This window comes from Burkholderia guangdongensis (assembly GCF_013403875.1).
Lineage (GTDB): Bacteria > Pseudomonadota > Gammaproteobacteria > Burkholderiales > Burkholderiaceae > Burkholderia > Burkholderia guangdongensis.
In genome coordinates this window covers 94,099-114,572 of sequence record NZ_JACBNX010000005.1, presented here as the reverse complement: position 1 = coordinate 114,572, position 20,474 = coordinate 94,099, and the positions used below count along the sequence as shown (strand labels likewise).

The window sequence follows — 20,474 nt, the reverse complement described above, 5'->3', positions numbered from 1 at the left end:
CAAGCTGTGATGGCCGTCACAGAAATCCGCAACCCGTCCGTTTATCTTGCTACGCGGTGAGAGACCCACCCGCATGCGCCATCCATGTCGCCCAAAGAGATAAACATCAGCAGTCCGCTAAAAGCCATCGACCTCCTGAAGCAGCAGAAGCTGTTGCGTAACGTCACCGACGACGTGATCGCCGAAGTCAGCCGGCATATCCACTATCGCCGCTTCGGGAAGCGCGACTTCGTCGTCCACAAGGGCGACGCGGGCACATCGCTGTTGATGCTGATTTCCGGGCGATTGCAAGTGATCGCGCTGTCGGAGGACGGGCGCGAGATCGGGCTCAACTTCGTCGAGACCGGCGATTACTTCGGTGAGCTGTCGATCATCGACGGCGGCCCGCGCTCGGCGTCGATCGTCGCGACGACGGAATCGGTCGTCGGCTTTTTGCCGAAGCCGCAGGCCGAAGCGCTGTTCTATCGCAATCCGGCGGTCGTCGAGGCGCTGCTGCAGCGGCTGTGCCGCACGATCCGGCAGGCGTCGAATTACCGCTCGATGCTCGGGCTGAGCCGGGCGTACGCGCGCGTGTATTCGGTGCTCGCGACGTCGATGCGAAAAGGCGTCGGCGATCTGCTGACGATCGAGAACCTGCCGAATCAGCAGGCGATCGCGATCATGGCGAACGTCAGCCGCGAAACAGTGTCTCGCGCGATCCGGTCGCTGATCGACTCGCAGGTCATCGAGCGCGACAACCGGAGGCTGATCGTCCGGAAACCGGAACTGCTCGCGAAGCTCGCACGCGGAGAAGCGGGGCCGGAGTTCCGGCAAAGAGTGATGAACGACGGCGCGCCGACGCAAGTGTGGCCCGAACAGCAATCAGACGAACCCGCTCCGGGATTGAAGAAGCAGTCGCGTTAAATCCGATCCACCGCCGCCCGGATATCGAGTCATGCGCATTCTCCATTTTTACCGCACCTATTTCCCCGACACGATCGGCGGGGCGGAGCAGTCGATCTACCACTTGTGCCGTGCCGGCGCGAAGCTCGGAGTCGACAACACGGTGCTGACACTGACGCGGCAAACGGACGGGCCGGCGTCGATCCAGTTGCCCGATCACGTCGTCGAGCGTTCGTCGAACAACTTCCGGATCGCGTCGGTCGAGCTGTCGTCGCGCGTGCTGCGGCGCTTTCGCGAGCTCGGCGAGCAGGCGGACGTGATCCATCTGCACTTCCCGTGGCCGATGGCGGACATCGCGCATCTCGTCACGCACCTGCACAAGCCGACCGTCGTCACGTATCACGCGGATATCCAGCGGCAGCGCTGGCTGTTCACGCTTTATCGCCCGCTGATGCAACGGTTCCTGCACAGCGTCGACCGGATCGTCGCGACGTCGCCGCAGTACGCGGCGACGAGCCCGGTGCTGCGCAAGCATTACCGGAAAGTCAGCGTCGTGCCGCTCGGCATCGACCGCGCAATCTATCCGACGCCTGACGACGACCTGAAGGTCCGGTGGTCCGAGCGCATCGGCGGCCCGTTCTTCCTGTTCGTCGGCGTGTTCCGCTACTACAAGGGCCTGCCGACGCTGATCGAAGCGGCCGCGCGCACCGCCTATCCGCTCGTCGTCGCCGGCGACGGCCCGCTCGCGGGCGAGATCCGCGCGCTCGCCGCCCGGTTCGGCGCGACCAACGTCACGTTCGTCGGTCAGGTGTCCGAAGTCGACAAGATGGCGCTGCTCGAACTGAGCACCGCGGTGATCCTGCCGTCGACGAACCGCGCGGAAGCGTTCGGCATCTCGCTGCTCGAAGCCGCGATGATGGGCAAGCCGATGATCAGCTGCGAGATCGGCACCGGCACGAGCCACATCAACGCGCACCGCGAGACCGGCCTCGTCGTGCCGCCGGGCGACGCGCACGCGCTCGCCGACGCGATGCGCGAGCTGTGGAAGAGCCCGATCCTGCGCCAGCGCCTCGGGCGCGGCGCGGCCGCACGCTTCGACGTGAACTTCACCGCCGACCGGACGGCTGCCGCGTACGAGCGTATCTACCGCGAAGTCGCCGCCGGGCAGCGTTCCGGCGCGCGTGCGCCGCACGCCGCACCACAACCCGCCGCGCGGCCGAGAACCGGGCCGCAGACGCAATGCGACCCGATCACCAAACATCAATGATGGACACCACCGTGGGCCACGCCGACCATCTCCCCCGCATCCTCGACGGCCGCATCGCGGCCGGGATCTCCGCGATGCCCGATTGGGCACCCGACGTGGTACTCGACGCGACGCCCGACGCGATGCCCGACATGGCACTCGCCGCGACGCCCGACGCCGCACCCGACGTTGCGCCCGACATCCTGCCCGTCGTGCTCGCGGGCGGTTCGGGCACGCGGCTCTGGCCGCTGTCGCGCGAAGCGTATCCGAAGCAGTTGCTCGGGTTGCTCGGCGAGCGCTCGCTGCTCGAGCAGGCGGTCACGCGCCTCGACCGCGCCGGAACGAACGCGGCGAATACAGCGAATACAGCGAATACAACGAACGCGGCGAATCGCGGGCTGATGGTCTGTGCGGCCGGCCATCAGTATCTGGCCGCCGAGCAATCGAAGGCCAGCGCGCGCAAGTGGCAGATCATCGTCGAGCCGGTCAGCCGCAACACCGCGCCGGCGCTGACGCTCGCCGCGCTCGCGGCGAGCGCCGACGGCCGCGACCCGGTGCTCGTGATCACGCCCGCCGATCACGCGATTAGCGACACGCTCGCGTTCGAGCGCGCGATCGCCGCCGCCGCGCGCCTCGCGCACGCGGGCCACGTGGTGACGCTCGGCGTCGTTGCGACGCGCGCCGAATGCGGATACGGCTACATCGAGATCGGCGAGCCGATCGACAGCGAACGCGCATCGGGCGCGCGCACGGTTGCGCGCTTCGTCGAGAAGCCCGATCGCGCGACCGCGAACGCGTTCCTGAACGGCCAGCGGCACTGGTGGAACAGCGGGATCTTCGTGATGCGCGCGTCGGTCTGGCTGCGCGCGATCGACACGCTGCGCGCCGACATCGGCCGCGCGTGCCGCGCCGCGCTCGACAACTATCACGCGGACCAGGACATCTGGAACGTCGCGGCGGACACGTTCGCCTGCTGCCCGTCGGATTCGATCGACTACGCGGTGATCGAGCGGCTCGCGGAAGGCGGGCTGTCCGGGGCGGTGGTGCCGCTCGACGCCGGCTGGTCCGACGTCGGCTCGTGGGATGCCGTGTGGGACGCGATGCCGAAGGATGCGCAGGGCAACGTCACGCGCGGCGACACGCTGCTCGAGAATGCGTCGGGCATGTACGTGCATTCGGAAGGACGCCTCGTCGCATGCGTCGGCACGAACGATCTGGTCGTCGTCGAGACCGCCGACGCGGTGCTCGTCGCGCACAAGGAACACGCGCAGCAGGTGAAGGCGCTCGTCGCGCGAATGCAGGAGCGCGAACGCAGCGAGCGCACGCACCATCGCAAGGTGTTCCGGCCGTGGGGCTACTACGATTCGATCGATCGCGGCTCACGCTTTCAGGTGAAGCGGATCGTCGTCGCGCCCGGCGCCGCGCTGTCGCTGCAGCTCCACTATCACCGCGCCGAGCACTGGATCGTCGTGCGCGGCACCGCACAGGTCACGCGCGGCGACGAGACGTTCCTGCTGACGGAGAACCAGTCGACGTACGTGCCGGTCGGCATCAAGCACCGGCTCGAAAACGTCGGGCGGCTACCGCTCGAGCTGATCGAAGTCCAGTGCGGCGATTATCTGGGCGAGGACGACATCGTCCGCTTCAACGACCGGTACGCACGGCAGACGGTCGGTGAATGCGAGCCGAAATCCCGGAATAACGGCGGTATTTAGCCTTTTTTCAAATCGTCGCGCGGTTCACGGATAGACTCAGGCGTTTAAACCGTCCAGGCGGTCGGCGGGCCGCCGGACACCGTAAAAAATGCCGGAGACAAAATCACATTCACCCTCCCGTCCCGCCGCCAGCCTTGCCGGAGGTACCATCTGCCGATTTTTTTATGCGTGGGAATCGAGCGCATTGCAAATCGTTTGCGGGGGAAAAAGAGGCAGCTTTAATTCACATGTTTGCCACGTGAGCGCGATCGCAAACGTTTTCTTTAAAGCGCAGCCGCGACTGTAATATTTGACAGTATTTGACGAACGCCCGAATTTCAAGATAAGCTCTCAGCGCCTCTTTAAAAAAGAAACGTCCGTTTTCAAACGAGACGAGAATAGTTGGGCGAGAACATCTTTCATCAGAGGGAATGGCCGGGGCTGCCATCAAATTTTCGCCGTCAGACCAATTGCATCAGACCAGGTGTTAAAAAATGCGGCAGGAATTGCGGGCACGGCTGGGAAAATTATCGATCTTTCAATCGAGCGAACCACGCACACTGGACATCGTGGAACGATTCGCTCGCGTCAAAACCTACGAACCCGGTGCGATCGTGTGCATGCAGGGCGACATGCAGTCGCCACTGATGCTGGTGCTGTCGGGCCAGCTCCGCGCATGCTCGATCTCGCCTGACGGACGCGAAATCCAGGTCGGCACCGCCGACGCGGGCACGTGCGCGGGCGAAGCGCCGATCATCACGAACACGCCGTCTCCCGTTCACATTCTTGCAACCGACCGATGCGTCGTCGCGTTGCTGTCGCGCGAGCATGCACGGCAGGTGTTCGCCGATCCGGAGGTGATGCGCGCGATCAACCTGCGGCTCGCGGAAAAACTGACGCACCTCGTGCGCAGCACATCGGATCAGGGCGTGCAGCGCGCGGCGTCCCGCATCTCGGCGATCATTGCCGACGCACTGGACGACAACGGTGGTGACTGCACGGTTGCGCTGAAGTTGCCGAACCAGTCGCTGATCGCCGCGCGCGCGCGGGTGAGCCGCGAAACGGTGTCTCGCGAACTGGCCACACTGCAGCGCCGCGGCATCATCATGAAGGAAGGACGCTGCATCTTCGTGCGCGATCCCGCCACGCTACGCAGCACGCTCAACTGAACGGCTGAACGGCTTCGGCGCGTGACCTTCACGCGCCGCTTCCCGCACGCATCGAAATCGCAAGATTGCAAACTCGCTCGCACCGCAACGGCGTAGGCGATGTGTGCTTGCGTGCGCAACCAATTCGGGCGACCACCGGCACGACTGATCACCCGCGCGCCGGACCGCCCCCTGCACGCCCTCTTCCATTCACTCGCACGCGTCGATCGCGCGTTGCCGACGCATGCGCCCATGCGCCGGCGAACGCGGCTGCGCGCACCGCCCACCGGGCGATTGGCAAGCGTCCCCTACTCGCCTGACTATTTGCGATTTTGTGCGCGCCATCACACATCGCTTTAAAGGGGCCGCAGAGAATGCAGCCAGCGTTGTAATGCATGTGAATGGTCGCATGGGTCATTGCCTCCTGGCCGGTCACACGCCATCGACGCACACACGTGTGGGTTCGCGAGCGAACTCTCTATAAGGAGAAGATTCAATGGCTGCAGCACAATATAACGAGCTGATCCAGGAAGCCTACATCGCCTACTACGGGCGGCCGGCTGACCCCGCGGGTCTGGCTTACTGGGCGCAACAGTTGGCGAACGCCAACGGCAATCTGAACGTGATCATCAACGCGTTCGGGAATTCGGCGGAATCGCAGGCACTGTATGGCGGCTCCAACACCGCGGCGCAGGTCAACGCGATCTATGAAACGCTGTTCGGCCGTCAAGCGGATACCGCCGGCCTCAACTACTACGTTCAGGGCATCACCCAAGGCCAGTTCACGCTCGCCTCGGTTGCACTGAACATTTACAACGGCGCGCAAGGCGCCGACGCCACGCTGCTCGCCGACAAGCTGGCCTACGCAGACGCGTTCACGGCCGGCGTCAGCCAGTCGACGTCGGCTCAGATCGCCTACAACGGCACGATCGCAGCGAACAACGCGCGCGCGGCACTCGGCGCCGTGACGGACCCGGGTAGCGAGCAGACGGCCCTGACCAATCTGCCGACGACGCTGTCGAACATCGGCGTCGACAACAGCCAGACCTATACGCTGACGGCAGCCACGAGCAGCGTGAACGAAGGCGCGCATGACCTGATTACCCTGCACACGACTGGCGTCGCGGCAGGCACCGTGCTCACGTACAACATCACCGGCATCGACGCGACGCGCCTGACGAGCGGCACGGGCACCGGCCAGGTGACGGTCGACGCGAACGGCAATGCAACCATCGATCTCGGCGTGGTCGCGAACAACCACACCGACGGCCCGACGACCGCCAACGTGGCGCTCGCCAACGGCAAGGCTGCCGTGAACGTCGTGGTGAACGATACGTCCGTCACGCCGGTGCCGACCTATACGCTGACGGCGACGACGGACAGCGTGAACGAAGGTTCGAATGACCTGATCACGCTGCACACGACCAACGTCGCGGCAGGCACCGTACTCACGTACAACATCACCGGCATCGACGCGGCGCGCCTGACGAGCGGCACGGCCACGGGCCAGGTGACCGTCGACGCGAACGGCAACGCGACCATCAATCTCGGCGTGATCGCGAACAACCACACGGACGGTCCGACGACCGCCAACGTGGCGCTAGCCAACGGCCAGGCTGCAGTGAACGTCGTGGTGAACGACACGTCGCTCACGCCGGTCGTGCCGGTGCCGACCTATACGCTGACGGCAGCCACCGACAGTGTGAACGAAGGCGCGCATGACCTGATTACCCTGCACACGACCAACGTCGCGGCAGGCACCGTGCTCACGTACAACATCACCGGCATCGACGCAACGCGCCTGACGAGCGGCACGGGCACCGGCCAGGTGACCGTCGACGCGAACGGCAACGCGACCATCGATCTCGGCGTGATCGCGAACAACCACACGGACGGCCCGACGACCGCCAACGTGGCGCTAGCCAACGGTCAGGCCGCAGTGAACGTCGTGGTAAATGACACTTCCGTCACGCCGGTGCCGACCTATACGCTGACGGCGGCAACGAGCAGCGTGAATGAAGGCTCGGATGACCTGATCACGCTGCACACGACCAACGTCGCGGCAGGCACCGTGCTCACGTACAACATCACTGGCATCGATGCAGCGCGCCTGACGAGCGGCACGGCCACGGGCCAGGTGACCGTTGACGCGAACGGCAACGCGACCATCGACCTCGGCGTGATCGCGAACAACCACACGGACGGTCCGACGACCGCCGTCGTGTCGCTGGCGAACGGCCAGGCTGCGGTCGACGTCGTGGTGAACGACACGTCGCTGACGCCGCCGCAGGTGCTGACCACCGGGACCGACACCATCGCCGCACAGGCGGCCGACATGACCATCCTGGGTCAGGTCGGTGACGGCGGAAACGGCACGGACAACGTGTCGACGCTGAACTCGTCGGATATCATCCACGGCAATTCGAGCGACCTGAACGTGCTGAAAGTGACGGCCACCGGCTACACGCCGTCGGTCAACGGCTTCAGCATGGACGGCGTTCAAACGCTGGAAGTGGATTCGTTCACGAGCGGTGAGGGTAATGGCGTCACGCTCGGCCTGGTGAACGTTCAGGGCCTGCAGCACGTGGTGTCCACGAACAGCACGGGCAACATCACGCTGGACGCCATCCAGAACAACGTCGACCTGACGCTGAACGGCACCGGCGGCACCGCTTCGGGCGGCGTCGACGTCACGCTCCAGTATTCCGCTGGCGCGGTCGCGGCCGACGCGACGCAGGCGATCGCACTGAACGGCTTCGGCGGCAACATCATCGTGGGCGACGTGAACGGCAACGGCATCTCCGAAGTCGATGTCACGACCACCGGCAGCGCGTCGAACATCACGTTGGCTAGCAACGATCTGGCGACGCTGAAGATCGCCGGCACGGCCGACCTGAGCCTCGCGACGAACAGCAGCCTGCTGGGCACCGTCGATGCGTCCACGTTCAACAACAACCTGACGCTGGCGGCCCAACTGGCCGGTGATTCGACCGTGACCGTCGGCAACGGCGCGAACGAGCTGAATCTGGATGTCTATGGCGGCACTTCCGGCGGGGCTGTCCCCACCGGTCCGGCTCCGGCCATGCCGGTCTCGGCGTCCGGCGCTACCACGATCAACGTGGGCAACGGCGCGAATATCGTCAACATCACCGAACATACGGGCGATGCGCTGTTGGGCTCGCACAATGGCCCGCATGAAGCATCGATCACGGTCAATGCCGGCTCGGGCGCCAACCAGATCAATGTGATCGGTCTCGAGGGTGGGTTCACCGACGTGACGGTCAACGCTAGCGGGGGCGGCAATACCATCGATGTCGGCGTGCAGAGCAACTGGTCTGGCGGCGGCGACTGGGCTCACACCGCCCACAATGTCAACATCACGACGCTCGGCGGTAACAACACCATCGACGTCGCCAATGCGAACGTGGTGGCGATCAACACTGGCACCGGCACCGGCACCAACAACATCGACGTCGGCAATACGTACTCGGTGGCAATCGGCACCGGCGACGGCACCAACAACATCGACGTCGGCAATGCGAACTCGGTGGCAATCAGCACCGGCGATGGCACCAACACCGTTGACGTCGGCAACGTTGTCACCAACGCGATCATCGCCGGCGGCGCGGGCAATGACACGGTGACGATCGGCAACGTGACGGGTACGCTGGTTGCGTTGCTCGGCAACGGCGAAAATAGCCTGACGACGGGCACGGTGCATACGGCTCGCGTGAGCGACGTCGGCGGCAGCGACGGCGGCGGCGACGGCGACAACACCATCACGATCGGCGGCCTGACTGCCAACGCGGCGCTGACCGTAAGCCTCGGCAACGGAAACAACAACGTCACGCTCAACAACGCCAGCAGCGGCGGCTCGAACATTTCGATCAGCGCGGGCGACGGCACCAACTCGGTCGATCTCAGCGGGTTTACCGGCTATGCGGCGGGCGTCCTGCCCGCCGATCAGCTGACGGTCCAGCTCGGCAACGGCGCCAACACCGTGACGCTGGGCGAATCCGGGCTCGAGTATGGCAACACGAACACCGCGGCAAGCAACACCTACACGATCACGGCCGGCACGAGCGGCGAAAACACGCTCGTCGCGCCGACGTTCGACCACCTGATGGGAGCCGGCGACTTCTCAACCGTCAGCAACTTCCAGACGCTGGAGATCACGGGCCATGCGAATGGCTCGTTCGACGGCATCACGACGGGCGCGAACACGACAGGCATCGTCAACTACGTGCTGGACGGCCAGATCAACGGCAACCTGGCGCTGACGAACGTCGTCAACAACGTGACGGTCGACGTCAACGGCGGCACCGATCGCGTCTGGGGCTGGGGCCACGCGGTGGATCTGAGCATCGCCCAGCCGGCAGTAGGCACTGCAACGGTGGCCAACGTCAACTTCAACGTCGGCGAGGGCACGACGAGCACCTACGGCAGCCATGGCGCCAACACCCATGTGTCGTTCGAGAATGTCGGCACGCTGAACCTCGACGCCAGCTACGTTCCGGTCGACAGCGACCTCTCCGGCGCCAGCACCGTCAACCTGCGCAGCGTGATTGCCCACGACACGACGACGCTGAACATCTCGGGCAACGCCAACGTCAATATCAGCACGGCGTACAACAACAATGACATTGCCAAACTGTCGACGATCAATGCGAGCACCGAGACCGGCAACCTGACGCTGGATCTGTCCGACGCCAATCATCCGGCTGTCGGCGGCATCACCATCACGACCGGCACGGGCTCGAACGACATCACGACCGGTATCGGCGCGGTGACGATCGACGCAAGTGCCAGCAACGTCGACAACTGGTTCTACGTCGAATCGGGCGGCGGCGATATCACGGTCACGGCGGGCGGTGTCGCCGATGCAAACGGTGTCTCCGGGTCGAGCGATTACGCCAACCTGTGGACGGACGTTGGCAACATCAACGTCCACATGGGGGACGGCAACAACTCCATCTCGGCAGACGCGGTCAACGGCACGACGTCGATCACGCTGGGCAACGGCAACAACACCGTCACGTCGACCGCGCTCGGCGGCACGTCGATCACGCTCGAAAACGGTAACAACACCGTCACGTCGGAGACGCTCAACGGCACGACGTCGATCACGCTCGGTAATGGCACCAACACTGTCAATGCCAACACCTTCAACGGGGACGACTCGTCAGGCAACGTGACCGTTACCGCCGGCAATGGCGTCAACGTCGTCACGACCGGCGTCAATGTCGGCTCGGGCGTGCACGCGGTGAACACCACGGACACCATCACGCTTGGCCTGGATCATGAAGTCACGACCTGGGACATCAATGGCAACCGCAGCACGGTGGTCACGACGGGCAATAACGGCGGCACCGACGGCAACGACACTGTCCACTCGTACAGCCACAACTCGGTCATCACGACCGGCTCCGGCAACGACACGATCTACGTGCAGAACGACGGGATCACGGAAGTCCACGCTGGCGCCGGCGACGATACGATCATCATCGGCTACGGGAACGAACTGACTGCCGCGGACATTCTGGACGGCGGCTCCGGCAACAACACGGTGATCATGGAAAGCGGTGGCATTAGCGGCACCGGCAGCCTCGGCACGCAAGACGATTCGCTGTTCCGCCACTGGTTCGGCATTCAGAACCTCCACCTTGCCGACGGCCACAACGATCTGACGCTGGGCTGGATCGCGCAGAACGATGCAGGCCTGCAGTCGGTCTGGCTGTCCGACAACGGCACGGGTGCAACGGGTGCAGGCGACACGCTCCGGTTCAACAACGACTTCACCGGGTCCATCAATGTTCATCTGAGCAATGGTGCCGACACGATCGAGAGCAGCACGATCAATCCGGTGACGTATGGCGGCCCGGCCGCGGTGAGCGTGTACGCGAACGACTCGCAGGTGACGTCCGCTGACATCCTCAACCTCAACGGTTTCAACGGTACGAATACGCTGTTCGTCACGGCCACTGGCTACGCTGCCGACCTGACCGCGCTGCAAGGCGGCTTCGAGAATGTCAATGTCGTTGCGGGCACGCAGGGCTTCGGAACGACGCTGAGCCTCGGAGCCGACGGTTCCATCGTGAACGGTGGCGAGGCACTGACCATCGATGCCCGCGGCCTGACCAACCTGAACGTTCCCAGCAGCGCCGTCCATGACGTCGCGACAGATCAACCGATCAACCCGGCCGGAACGTTCACGCTCACCGACAACGGCAATACGTCGATCACCAACGGCCTGACGATCTTTGGCGGCGCGGGTTCGAACGACATCGAACTGGGCCACACGACCAGCGTTGTCAGCATCGACCTGACGAATAGCACTGCCGCTAACACTCAGTACCACACCGTCAGCGGCATTTCGTTCAATGGTTCGCCCCTGATCGGCACTCTGGCGGTCGACAACGTCGTTCACCTCGGATCGGGCGCCAGCACCGTCACGACCGGCAACAACAATTCGTACATTGCTGTTGACGGCCTGGGCATGAATGGCGACGCCGCCGCCGGCGTCGGTAATAGCAACATCATCGTCGGCAATGGCAACAACATTGTTTCGGTGGGCGGCGCGCTGGCGTCGACTAACGACACGGTGACGATCGGTACGGGCAACAACCAGATCGCCGAGCACTCAAGCGGCATTGGCTCGTCGCTGACGGTAACCTCCGCCGGTGAAAGCACCGGGATGAACTGGATCGACAGTTCGGCCCTGAGCAACACCATCACCCTGGGTGACAGCAACAACTTCATCCATACGAGCGCCGGTAACGACCTCATCACCGTCGGTAACGGTAACAACTGGATCGATGCGGGTGCCGGCGGCAACACCATCACCGTCGGTAACGGTAACAACTGGATCGATTCGGGTGACGGCGGCAGCACCATCACCGTCGGTAACGGTAGCAACGTGATCTACTCGGGCGTGGGCGCGGACACCATCAACCTTGGTGTGGCGGGGCCAAGCCATGCTCAGGACACGATCGTCTACACCAGCAACGCCGATTCGTCCGGCACGGCGCTCGACACGATCAACAATTTCACCGTTGGCCGCGGTGGTGACGTCATTGATCTGTCGCGTGTGGTGGCTGCAGCTGAGGTAGCCGCCGGGCACGCTCTGACTGCGCAATTCCTGGGCAGTTTCGATAATTTCGTCGATGCATCGTTTGCGCTGGCAAGCGCGGCGGCTAATCAGGTCAGTGTCGTGTACGACAACGCAGACCACCGTCTGATTGTTGATTACAACCACAATGGCGTGGTCGACAGCGGCGACATGAGCATCAAGCTGATCGGCACGACGAATCTGACGGCGGACAACGTGCAGTTCCACACCCCCGTCTGATCGCCGGTTGATTAACCCGTCGATGTCGTTATAGACGGGTTTGATCGCCCCCAAAGGCCAACCGCAAGGTTGGCCTTTTTTTATCAGGATATGGGTAGGACGACCGCAAACTCTGTTTTCTGATCATGCAAAACCAGCCGATTTCCCCCGAACCGACCCCGCCCGCACAGTCCGCCAACGCAACACGCCGCCCGATGCGCGTCGGCTTTTTGTCGATGACTGCGCTGATCGACCCGGCGAGCGGAGCGTCCCAGTCGATCCTGACCATGCTGCGCGCACTAGCCGAGCGCGGCGTCCAGTGCCACGCGCTGTCGGGAACCTGCTTCGATTCACCTCACGGGCAGCAGCTGCCCGCCTTTCTCGAGGGACAAGGCCTGACGCCCGGCGCCTTGCGCCAAGGCGGCCCGCTCGTCTGGCGAGGTTCAGTGCAAGGTGTCGCGGTGCACATGATGCATGTGCAATCCCAGCATCGAATGACCGCGACCGCGATCGAGGAGTTGAATTTTCGGGATCTCGCGGAGTCCTGGCTTCGGCAGACGAAACCGGACGTGATCATCGCGTTCGGAGGATTCGTGCTCGACATGGAATTGATGCGCCAGGCACAGCGCCACGGCGCGGCGGTCGTGTTCTATCTCGCCAATGGCAATTACGCACGGCTTCAAACATTCGAGCCGGTCGACTTGGTCATCACCAACTCGGCCAGCACGGCGGCGCTATACAGGAGCCGACTGCAACTGACGGCGCACAACGTCGGCCTGTTCGTCGACAGCCGGCCGCAGGAATCTCCGCTGGCGGACCGACGGTACGTCACGTTCGTCAATCCACAGCCGGAAAAAGGTGTCACGCTGTTCCTGGCGCTGCTTCAACGGGCTGCGCGGGAATGCCCGGACATGCGCTTTCTCGTCGTGGAAAGCCGCGCGGAGCTCCTTCCCGCGATCAGGAAGCTTGGGTTGCCGGAACAATTGCTGGACAAGGTCGAACGCGTGCCGCGCCAGACCAGCCTCAAGCCGATTTATGCACAGACACGGATACTCCTGATGCCGTCGTTCTGGTTCGAGGCCGCGGGCCGCGTGCTGATCGAGGCGACGAGCAACGGCATACCGGTGATCGCCGCCAATCGGGGCGGCATTCCCGAGACGCTGGCGGGCGGCGGCGTCGTGCTCGACATTCCCGAAGCCTGCATCAAGGATCACTGGCAAGTACCGGACGAACGGACCGTCGATGCGTGGTGGAGCCATCTCAAGCGCCTTTGGGAAGACGCCGACGCTTACGCGCACGCATGCACGACGGCGTCGACGGCAGCACGCAGCCATGCGCTGGACGTCAAGGTTCAACGATTGCTGACGTTGCTCCACGCTGCGTTGGCAAACCGGAATCGACGCATCGAACGGCTTGCGCAGATGTCGCATGGGTAACCGCCGTCGCCGATCATGTCCGACGCCGATCCGCTGGTGCCGCACGACAACCTGTTGGACTATATCCGCAACAGTTGGCCGGGCAGGATGGCCGACTACCTGGAGGGGAAGCGGGCCGGAAAAATACAAACGCGCCGACCTGACGTAGTGGTCGTGAACGACCCCTCGCAGCCGCCAGTACAATCGAACATTCGAGCGGTCGTCGAAATGAAGTTCGACGACGATTTCGGCCCCGGTCAGGACGACGCCTATCGTCGGATTGCCGGCGACGACGACAAATACGCCCCGCTCGGCCGCGCCGACTGTGGATGTGGGGACGAGAAGCGTGAGAAGCAGCCTGCTCGATCGGCAAAGACGCATTCCGAAACTGAAGAGCTTTTCGGCGACACTCCGAGGGGGTTGAACCGCACGCCCCTCGGTTTGCCGCCAGCCCCAGTCCCATCGCCCATTCCGATCCTCTGAAGGCCATGACGAAAGACGAACTGATTGCGTGGGCCAAAGATCCGCGGCGACAAGATACCCTGCCATTCGGCCTGTACGAAGAGCCCTACCAGAAGGGAATCGTGGGCGCTGCGCTCGTCGTGCGCGGTGTACTGTACTTCAAGGGCGGATACACCCGCGAGGTACGGCGAACGCTCGTCCAGTGCTACGACAGCTACCTCGCGGCAATCACCGAGTACGAGAAAGCTTCCGCAAAGGAAGGTGGAATCGAAGTACCGACGGCCGGCCCGATGCGCTGGTTCTACGAAGAGGGCGCAAAGCCTGTCGCCTTCGACAAGACGCCTGGATTCCCGCACTTGGCGAAGGATCTGCCAAGCGAATCGATCCTCGTTTCCTCGACGACGAGCGCCGACCACAAGCTCGCGGCGGGTTTCTACGAATTCTCTGTCTTCTGCCTCGAGGACTGGCAAGCAGCGATGGGTACCCGGGGCCTCGACGTGATGGTGTTCACGGTACCGCGTCGGTTCCTGCAGATCAGCCCGGGCACGTTCGAGAAGCTGTTCGCCGAGTTTGCTGCAGCCGTGCCGACCGTCCACGGGCATGCGGGCTACGGAGTGAACGTCCCGCCGATGGGCCGTCGGCCGAACGAAGCGAGCGAATATTTCTGGGGACGCCTTTACGGCCCCGGAATCGACGTCGGCGATCCGATGCGGACCGGACTCCGTGACCTGGTGGAGAAGATCAAAACCGTCGACTGGCTGGTCGCGCTGAATGCTGACCTCGTTCAGCGGGCGGGCGGCGCTGATAGCCTGATGCTCCCACCGGACTGGTACCGAAAGACAACGCTCGACGATGGCGGCCTGATCATTCAGGCAGGCATAGATCCGGTCGCTGGCGTGGCCTTGGGAAAGGGAGTCCCGCCCGCGCCTCCCTCCGCGTATGTGCTGCTGAACCATGCGTTGCACGCGATCGTCGCCGACAAGATCAACAGCCTACAGAGCGGCACCGCGAGCAGCACCGCGCCGCTGCTCAATACCAGCGTGGCAAGCGAGGCATGGTTGCAGCGCTTCAACGTGCCCGCCGATGAACTCAACGAGTACTGGGTTGAACTGCACAAGACACCGAAATTCCCGCCGGGGGGGTAATGCCCGTGTCGAGTATGAAGCGCGCCATTACGGGGCCTCGCGCTCGGCCTGCTCCTGATCGCCGCGACCTTCGGCCATGAAATCCGCCCCGAATCTCGCGAATTTCTTCAGCACGCCGGCAAGCGACCGGCGGGCGGGCCGAATACGCAGTTCGTCGCCGATGCGCTCGATTTCCAGCTCAACGTCCATGCGGTCGTAGGCCAGGTCGGCGGGAATGCGCACGGCCTGGGAGTGTCCATTTTTGAAGACTCGGGTGGTATGCAATTTCATCTCCCTCGGGGAGTTACAACTGCACCAGAATCCGCAGCGCGTCCTCGATGCGACGCATGTGGTTGGTGCTGAGCGTGGTGATTGGCTTGTCGCCCATCAGCCGTTTGTTGGAAATGGCCCGAATCTGGTCAACGAGCAGGTCGGTGGCCTCATCGACGGCCCATACCTGGCCACGTTTAACTTTCAAGGCCATCGGCGAGCGTGTCCTCTACTGATTCGTTGAATGCGAGATGCTTTGCGCTGAGCTGCCGTGACAGCATGGCGATGCGCTCGGCCATCATGCGCTCGTTTTTTTCCCGAACAGCTTCGCGGATGTAGTCGGAGCTCTTGAGACCAGCCAAGGTGGCCGATTTGCGCGTTTCTTCGACAAAGTCGTCGCCGGCTCGAAATGAGAGCGTGGTGGTATGCACTGCTTCCCTCCATGGATGGTGCTGCATGAGGTTCCCTGCCCCCGAAGGGGCGGCCGCTTGCCGAATATACGCCATTGGCGTATATTCGGCCGCATGTACACAGTCATCGAAACCCCGATCTTTCGGCGCCACGCCGACGCTATTTGGTGTGACGACGAGCGCGAGGAATTCATCAATTGGATCGCCAACAATCCTCTCGCAGGCGACGTCATCAAAGGCACGAGCGGCGTGCGCAAAGTGCGATGGTCGCGGCCCGGAATGGGTAAGCGTGGCGGAGCACGGGTGATCTACTATAACGTGCTTGACGACGGTAAAGTCTGGCTGCTGATTGCGTACACGAAAGCGAAGTTCGACGATCTGCCGACGAGCTTCTTCAACCAACTTCGTGAGGAAATCGACCGTGAAAAAGGTAGATAAGGAAATGGAACAGTTCCAAGCGGATCTACTGCAATCGGTCCGCGAGATGAAGGCCGGCATCGTCGGCCGCATCACCCACGTCGAGCCGACTGTCGCGTCGGTCGCGCGCATCAAATCAGGTCTTTCGCAGAGCGCGTTTGCGAACCTGATTGGCGTCTCGGTTCGCACGCTTCAGCAATGGGAGCAGGGGCGACGCGAGCCGACCGGTGCCGCGCGAACGTTGCTGCGCGTGGCCGTGCAACATCCCGAGGCGCTACGGGATATTCAGGCGATTTGAGGTGCGCACGCTTGGTATCCCAGGAAAACCGTGCAGCTTTCACGCGCGCAACGGTCAGACCGGTAGCCATGCAGCCGTCACGAGCCCGGCACGACAGAGCGCGTCAACATCGCGATTGACCACGCTGCGGTCGCGCGACAGCCGGGCCGCGATAACCGCAACGGACGCGGCCCCTTCCTTGATCGCGCGAAACACCCCGATACGAGCCTGAGTCAGCAGCAGTGCGAGGTCGGCCGGGTCTTCAAACATGACGATGTGGGTTTTAGCAGGCACCTCGCGTCGGTCAAGCTGCTGGGCAAGGCGCTTGCCGCGAGCAAAAAAGTCCGCTTCAGTACCGATTTCAACTTGGATCTTGCTCATCAATAGCTCCGCACTGCGGTCCAGTCCTGGGTGAACTGGTCCTCGATATCTTCTTTAAAGTCGACAAAATCGACGGGCGTCCCCTTACCATTCATCTTCGGTTGATGGATCTCGGAGGTCAGTACCAACGGCGGCGCCCTTGTCGAGCATCGGATGGAAGTCGCCTACCTTCATCGACGTCAATTGCTTGCGATATTCATCCCAGCTGAAGCCCTTGATCGCGGGCATGGCTGTGAAGCCACCATCCGTGATGACAATTTCGATCTCTTGGTCTTCGCTCAGATGCAATTCCTCCGCGATACCGGCCGGTATGCACATGGCGAGGCTGTTGCCCCCACCGCTTGATTGTCTGCACTGCCATATCTCATCACTCCGGCAAGAACGTCTAACAGCGCGGCACCGTCGACCGCGACGAACAGAACCCGCCAGCCACGAGCGTGTGACCGCGGGCCCGATTTCAAACATGGGGAGCCATATCAGCTCGCGGTGATCGTCAGCCTCCCTTCCTCGACCGCGATCCTGACCCGCTGCCCCGGACTGAACCCCGCATGCTCGATCCACCGTCCGGCAAGCTTTATCCACGGATAAAACGTTGGTTCGATGTATTTTCCGGTGGCCGTCCGCCACTTGCGCCGATACCGCTGCGACTCCTGAATGGTTACAAACCTTTCCGTGACGAAAGGTTGTGTTTTATGATTGGCGTCAGCCATGATCAACTCCCTTGTAGAGTTGGTTGTGGTCAGCGGGCCGCAGGTGTTGGTAGCACCTACGGCCCGCGCTTCGTTTACGTCCTGCATTCCCTCCTATGTTCGATGGGCGGACGACGTGCCCTCGCCTTCCATTGCATAACAATCGCCCGTTGCGCGCGTTGCCGCAATACGCCAGATGGCCAAGTCCGAGTGGCTAACGTTGCGGCCTCCCCCGATGCGCTCAAGCTCCGACTCCGGGATACGGGCCATAAACTGGCCTTTTGGCTAACGCCTGCCAACAATCCATCGATCCTCACTCCAGAACCTTAGAATTCACCAACGCCAGTTCAAGTACGAGACCGAACGATGGTCATCCAAATTGAAGTGACGTAAACGAAGCGCGGGCGATGAGTGCGCCAACACTCACCGCCCGCTGACCACCACCAGTTCAACTGAGGAACTGACCATGGCTGATGCCAATCTTAAACCACGTCGCGCTCGCGCCGAGCCGCAAACGACTTTTTCCGTCGAACTCGAGCGGGCCCGCGCCACCGTCAGCCCACACGAACAGCGCAGACGCCTCGCCTTCCCGTGGATGACCGTGACCGAAAATCTCCTTGAACACGCGGGCTTCAAGCCTGGGCAACACGTGTTGTTCAGCGTCGATTACGTACGCAGACGCATCACCATTACCGTTGATCAGGACTACATGATTGCCGACAGGCCCATGACCCGGGAGGAAATCAGGCAGCGCGATACATTCCGCGCCGACTGAACCAGAGGGTGGCGAGACCATGTCTCGCCACCCTGGCGAACAACATCAGCCGCCGAAGCGGCTCCTGATACTGCCCGACGCTGCGCAGACGTGGGCGACTCAATGAGACCCGGAAAAGAAAACCGCCTCACAACGGAGGCGGTCGGCTTGACCAATGGTGTATCGGAGGAAAATCAGGCCGCGTGTCTCACGAGTGGTTGGATGGTCGGCCGCGGCTGCTGCTCTGCCTGCCACAAGTCCCATTGCGACTGCATACCGATCCACAAATCGGGCGACGTGCCGAGCCATGCGGCCAGCCGTAGTGCAATGTTCGCGGTCACGTTCCCGCTGCCGTTCAGCAGGTTCGACAGCGTGACGCGATTGATCTGCAACGCTTCGGCGGCTTGCGTGATCGTCACGTCTTCGGGGATCCATTCCCGCAGCACTGCGCCGGGGTGCGGCGGGTTGTGCATCCTGCTCATATCCATTTCCTCAGCGGTAGTCCTGGCAATCGACAAGCTCGGCGTCTGCACCGTTGAATGTAAAAGTCAGACGCCAATTACCGTTGACCCAAACCGACCAATGGCCTTTCAGGTCGTCGTGCAGCGGGTGCAGCTTCCAGTTCGGCGCGTTCATGTCGTCTGGCCCTGTCGCTTGATCCAATGCGCCCAGCATGATGCGCAACTTGGCGGCGTGGTGCGGCTGGATTCCAGCCTTGCTACCCGTACGAAAGAATGCGAGCCGCAAACGACGTTTTCCGTCGCACTCGAGCGGGCCCGCGCCACTGTCAGCCCACACGAACGGCGCAGACGCCTCGCCTTCCCCTGGATGACCGTGACCGAAAATCTCCTCGAACACGCGGGCTTCAAGCCTGGGCAACACGTGTTGTTCAGCGTCGATTACGTACGCAGACGCATCACCATTACCGTTGATCAGGACTACATGATTGCCGACAGGCCCATGACCCGGGAGCAAATCAGGCAGCGCGATACATTCCGCGCCGATTGAACCAGAGGGTGGCAAGACCAAGTCTCGCCACCCTGGCGAACAACATCAGCCGCCGAAGCGGCTTAATTCACGCGTCCCGTTACTCCGCCGGCTCGTGCTCCTGCGTCTCTTTATGGCTGCGGCGACTGAACCTCACCGACAACGCCTTCCTTGCCATATCCAGCCCTTCTCCGCGCCCCGCGATCTTCAGGAACGCATAGCCTTCCAGCGCGGCGGTCATCACGTCACTGCCCAGCGCCAGTTGCGAATCGCGCATCTTTTCATAGAGCTTTTCCACGCGGACAAGGCGGGGGCGCAGGATATCGAAGGCAGCCAGATCGCGCCGGACTTCCGGCAAGCTGAAGTTAGCCGACAACACCCCGGCGTTGTTGCCGAGCACCTCCACCGTCGTGCGGCAAAACGCTTCGGATTTGCCGCCCATCTTCACCAGCGTGCCGCGCTGCTCGGGCGACAGGTCGATCAGGCCGCTGAGCTTTTTCTCCAGGGTGTCCAGTGCGGCATCCACCGCGGCCAGATCGGCCTGGTTGAGTTGAAACGAGATCAGGTTCTGTGACATTGCATTCCTTCTGGACGGGTTGGCCATGTCATGCCGGTTGGCACGACCGGACGAGATTGCCCCATCGCGTAAGCATTTTGCAAAGTTCTCGCCATTTTTCAGACAAGTCCTAAAAAGCGGCGGGACTTTCCACGTGCACCACGTCCAGATGCCGGCGCATGCAACTCAGACGGCGGCGCGCGGAGATTTGCCCCCGGGACTCGAACCGCCGCGATCGGTGCACGCGGGCTGGAGCGCCGAACTCGGGCCTCTGCGCTCCGTGCATGGCAGTTTGAGCGCTACATTCGGGCCTCTGCCCCTCAATCGCGAGAGATCAACTTCCGCGCACGGGCCTCTGCCCCTCAATCCCGAGGGATCAACTTCCGCGCACGGGCCTCCGACCTTCAATCGCGCCGGTTTAACGCCGCGCACGGG

20 protein-coding genes are annotated in these 20,474 nt (G+C 62.8%); 11 read left to right on the top strand and 9 right to left on the bottom strand.

Annotation, left to right across the window (positions count from 1 at the left end; genetic code table 11):
• Positions 1-84 precede the first annotated feature (84 nt).
• The 8 genes from HZI36_RS07135 to HZI36_RS07100 all read left to right on the top strand — a co-directional run bounded on the left by HZI36_RS07135 (position 85) and on the right by HZI36_RS07100 (position 15,319).
• Positions 85-903, top strand: coding sequence for a Crp/Fnr family transcriptional regulator (locus tag HZI36_RS07135; RefSeq protein ID WP_179401931.1), 819 nt, complete (start codon positions 85-87; stop codon positions 901-903).
• A gap of 31 nt (positions 904-934) precedes the next feature.
• A complete protein-coding gene (locus HZI36_RS07130; RefSeq protein WP_179401930.1) occupies positions 935-2,149 on the top strand; it encodes a glycosyltransferase in 1,215 nt (404 codons plus the stop codon).
• Positions 2,146-3,843, top strand: a complete 1,698-nt coding sequence (locus HZI36_RS07125) for a mannose-1-phosphate guanylyltransferase/mannose-6-phosphate isomerase (protein ID WP_246326989.1) — start codon at positions 2,146-2,148, stop codon at positions 3,841-3,843. Before HZI36_RS07130 ends, HZI36_RS07125 begins: the two co-directional genes overlap by 4 nt.
• A gap of 548 nt (positions 3,844-4,391) precedes the next feature.
• Positions 4,392-4,991 (top strand): cyclic nucleotide-binding domain-containing protein, encoded by a 600-nt coding sequence (locus HZI36_RS07120; protein WP_179401929.1) that lies wholly within the window; start codon positions 4,392-4,394, stop codon positions 4,989-4,991.
• 475 nt (positions 4,992-5,466) lie between these two features.
• Positions 5,467-12,318 carry a DUF4214 domain-containing protein gene (locus tag HZI36_RS07115; RefSeq protein WP_179401928.1) on the top strand — a complete coding sequence of 2,284 codons (6,852 nt, stop codon included), beginning with the start codon at positions 5,467-5,469 and terminating at the stop codon, positions 12,316-12,318.
• A 125-nt stretch (positions 12,319-12,443) separates the two neighbouring features.
• Positions 12,444-13,733 carry a glycosyltransferase family 4 protein gene (locus tag HZI36_RS07110; RefSeq protein WP_179401927.1) on the top strand — a complete coding sequence of 430 codons (1,290 nt, stop codon included), beginning with the start codon at positions 12,444-12,446 and terminating at the stop codon, positions 13,731-13,733.
• Between the two features lie 15 nt (positions 13,734-13,748).
• Positions 13,749-14,195, top strand: a complete 447-nt coding sequence (locus tag HZI36_RS07105) for a nuclease (RefSeq protein WP_179401926.1) — start codon at positions 13,749-13,751, stop codon at positions 14,193-14,195.
• Positions 14,196-14,200: 5 nt separating this feature from the next.
• Positions 14,201-15,319: a DUF3396 domain-containing protein gene (locus tag HZI36_RS07100; protein ID WP_179401925.1), complete on the top strand. Its 1,119-nt coding sequence runs from the start codon at positions 14,201-14,203 to the stop codon at positions 15,317-15,319.
• A gap of 27 nt (positions 15,320-15,346) precedes the next feature.
• On the opposite strand, the gene vapB is transcribed toward HZI36_RS07100, so the two are convergent.
• Genes vapB through HZI36_RS07085 form a run of 3 tightly spaced genes read right to left on the bottom strand, consistent with a single transcriptional unit; the run spans position 15,347 to position 15,999 of the window.
• The gene (gene vapB / locus HZI36_RS07095) at positions 15,347-15,583 is read right to left on the bottom strand and encodes a type II toxin-antitoxin system VapB family antitoxin (protein WP_179402006.1); all 237 of its coding nucleotides are present in this window, start codon (positions 15,581-15,583) and stop codon (positions 15,347-15,349) included.
• Positions 15,584-15,602: 19 nt separating this feature from the next.
• Entirely contained in the window at positions 15,603-15,782 is a 180-nt protein-coding gene (locus tag HZI36_RS07090) for a type II toxin-antitoxin system PemK/MazF family toxin (RefSeq protein ID WP_179401924.1), read from the bottom strand.
• The gene (locus HZI36_RS07085; protein WP_179401923.1) at positions 15,766-15,999 is read right to left on the bottom strand and encodes an antitoxin of toxin-antitoxin stability system; all 234 of its coding nucleotides are present in this window, start codon (positions 15,997-15,999) and stop codon (positions 15,766-15,768) included. The genes HZI36_RS07090 and HZI36_RS07085 overlap by 17 nt, the downstream gene beginning before the upstream one ends.
• 93 nt (positions 16,000-16,092) lie before the next feature.
• Here HZI36_RS07085 and HZI36_RS07080 point away from each other — a divergent pair, with 93 nt between their 5' ends.
• Together HZI36_RS07080 and HZI36_RS07075 are read left to right on the top strand one after the other, a co-directional pair.
• A complete protein-coding gene (locus HZI36_RS07080) occupies positions 16,093-16,416 on the top strand; it encodes a transcriptional regulator (RefSeq protein ID WP_179401922.1) in 324 nt (107 codons plus the stop codon).
• Positions 16,417-16,420: 4 nt separating this feature from the next.
• On the top strand, positions 16,421-16,693 hold the full coding sequence (locus HZI36_RS07075; protein WP_179402005.1) for a helix-turn-helix domain-containing protein: 273 nt from the start codon (positions 16,421-16,423) through the stop codon (positions 16,691-16,693).
• Positions 16,694-16,747: 54 nt separating this feature from the next.
• On the opposite strand, the gene HZI36_RS07070 is transcribed toward HZI36_RS07075, so the two are convergent.
• From HZI36_RS07070 to HZI36_RS07060, 3 genes are all read right to left on the bottom strand, one after another.
• Positions 16,748-17,053, bottom strand: a complete 306-nt coding sequence (locus HZI36_RS07070) for an HVO_A0114 family putative DNA-binding protein (RefSeq protein WP_179401921.1) — start codon at positions 17,051-17,053, stop codon at positions 16,748-16,750.
• 84 nt (positions 17,054-17,137) lie between these two features.
• Positions 17,138-17,341, bottom strand: coding sequence for an AbrB/MazE/SpoVT family DNA-binding domain-containing protein (locus HZI36_RS07065; protein ID WP_246326988.1), 204 nt, complete (start codon positions 17,339-17,341; stop codon positions 17,138-17,140).
• A 188-nt stretch (positions 17,342-17,529) separates the two neighbouring features.
• Positions 17,530-17,763: a SymE family type I addiction module toxin gene (locus HZI36_RS07060; RefSeq protein ID WP_179401920.1), complete on the bottom strand. Its 234-nt coding sequence runs from the start codon at positions 17,761-17,763 to the stop codon at positions 17,530-17,532.
• A gap of 445 nt (positions 17,764-18,208) precedes the next feature.
• Between HZI36_RS07060 and HZI36_RS07055 the strand changes: the two genes are divergently transcribed.
• Positions 18,209-18,517 carry a hypothetical protein gene (locus tag HZI36_RS07055; RefSeq protein ID WP_179401919.1) on the top strand — a complete coding sequence of 103 codons (309 nt, stop codon included), beginning with the start codon at positions 18,209-18,211 and terminating at the stop codon, positions 18,515-18,517.
• Between the two features lie 173 nt (positions 18,518-18,690).
• Here the strand turns inward: HZI36_RS07055 and HZI36_RS07050 are convergent, their stop codons facing one another.
• From HZI36_RS07050 to HZI36_RS07040, 3 genes are all read right to left on the bottom strand, one after another.
• Positions 18,691-18,978 carry a HigA family addiction module antitoxin gene (locus tag HZI36_RS07050; RefSeq protein WP_179401918.1) on the bottom strand — a complete coding sequence of 96 codons (288 nt, stop codon included), beginning with the start codon at positions 18,976-18,978 and terminating at the stop codon, positions 18,691-18,693.
• Positions 18,979-18,988: 10 nt separating this feature from the next.
• Positions 18,989-19,171, bottom strand: coding sequence for a type II toxin-antitoxin system RelE/ParE family toxin (locus HZI36_RS07045; protein WP_343050034.1), 183 nt, complete (start codon positions 19,169-19,171; stop codon positions 18,989-18,991).
• 412 nt (positions 19,172-19,583) lie between these two features.
• Positions 19,584-20,060, bottom strand: coding sequence for a hypothetical protein (locus HZI36_RS07040; RefSeq protein WP_179401917.1), 477 nt, complete (start codon positions 20,058-20,060; stop codon positions 19,584-19,586).
• Positions 20,061-20,474 lie beyond the last annotated feature (414 nt).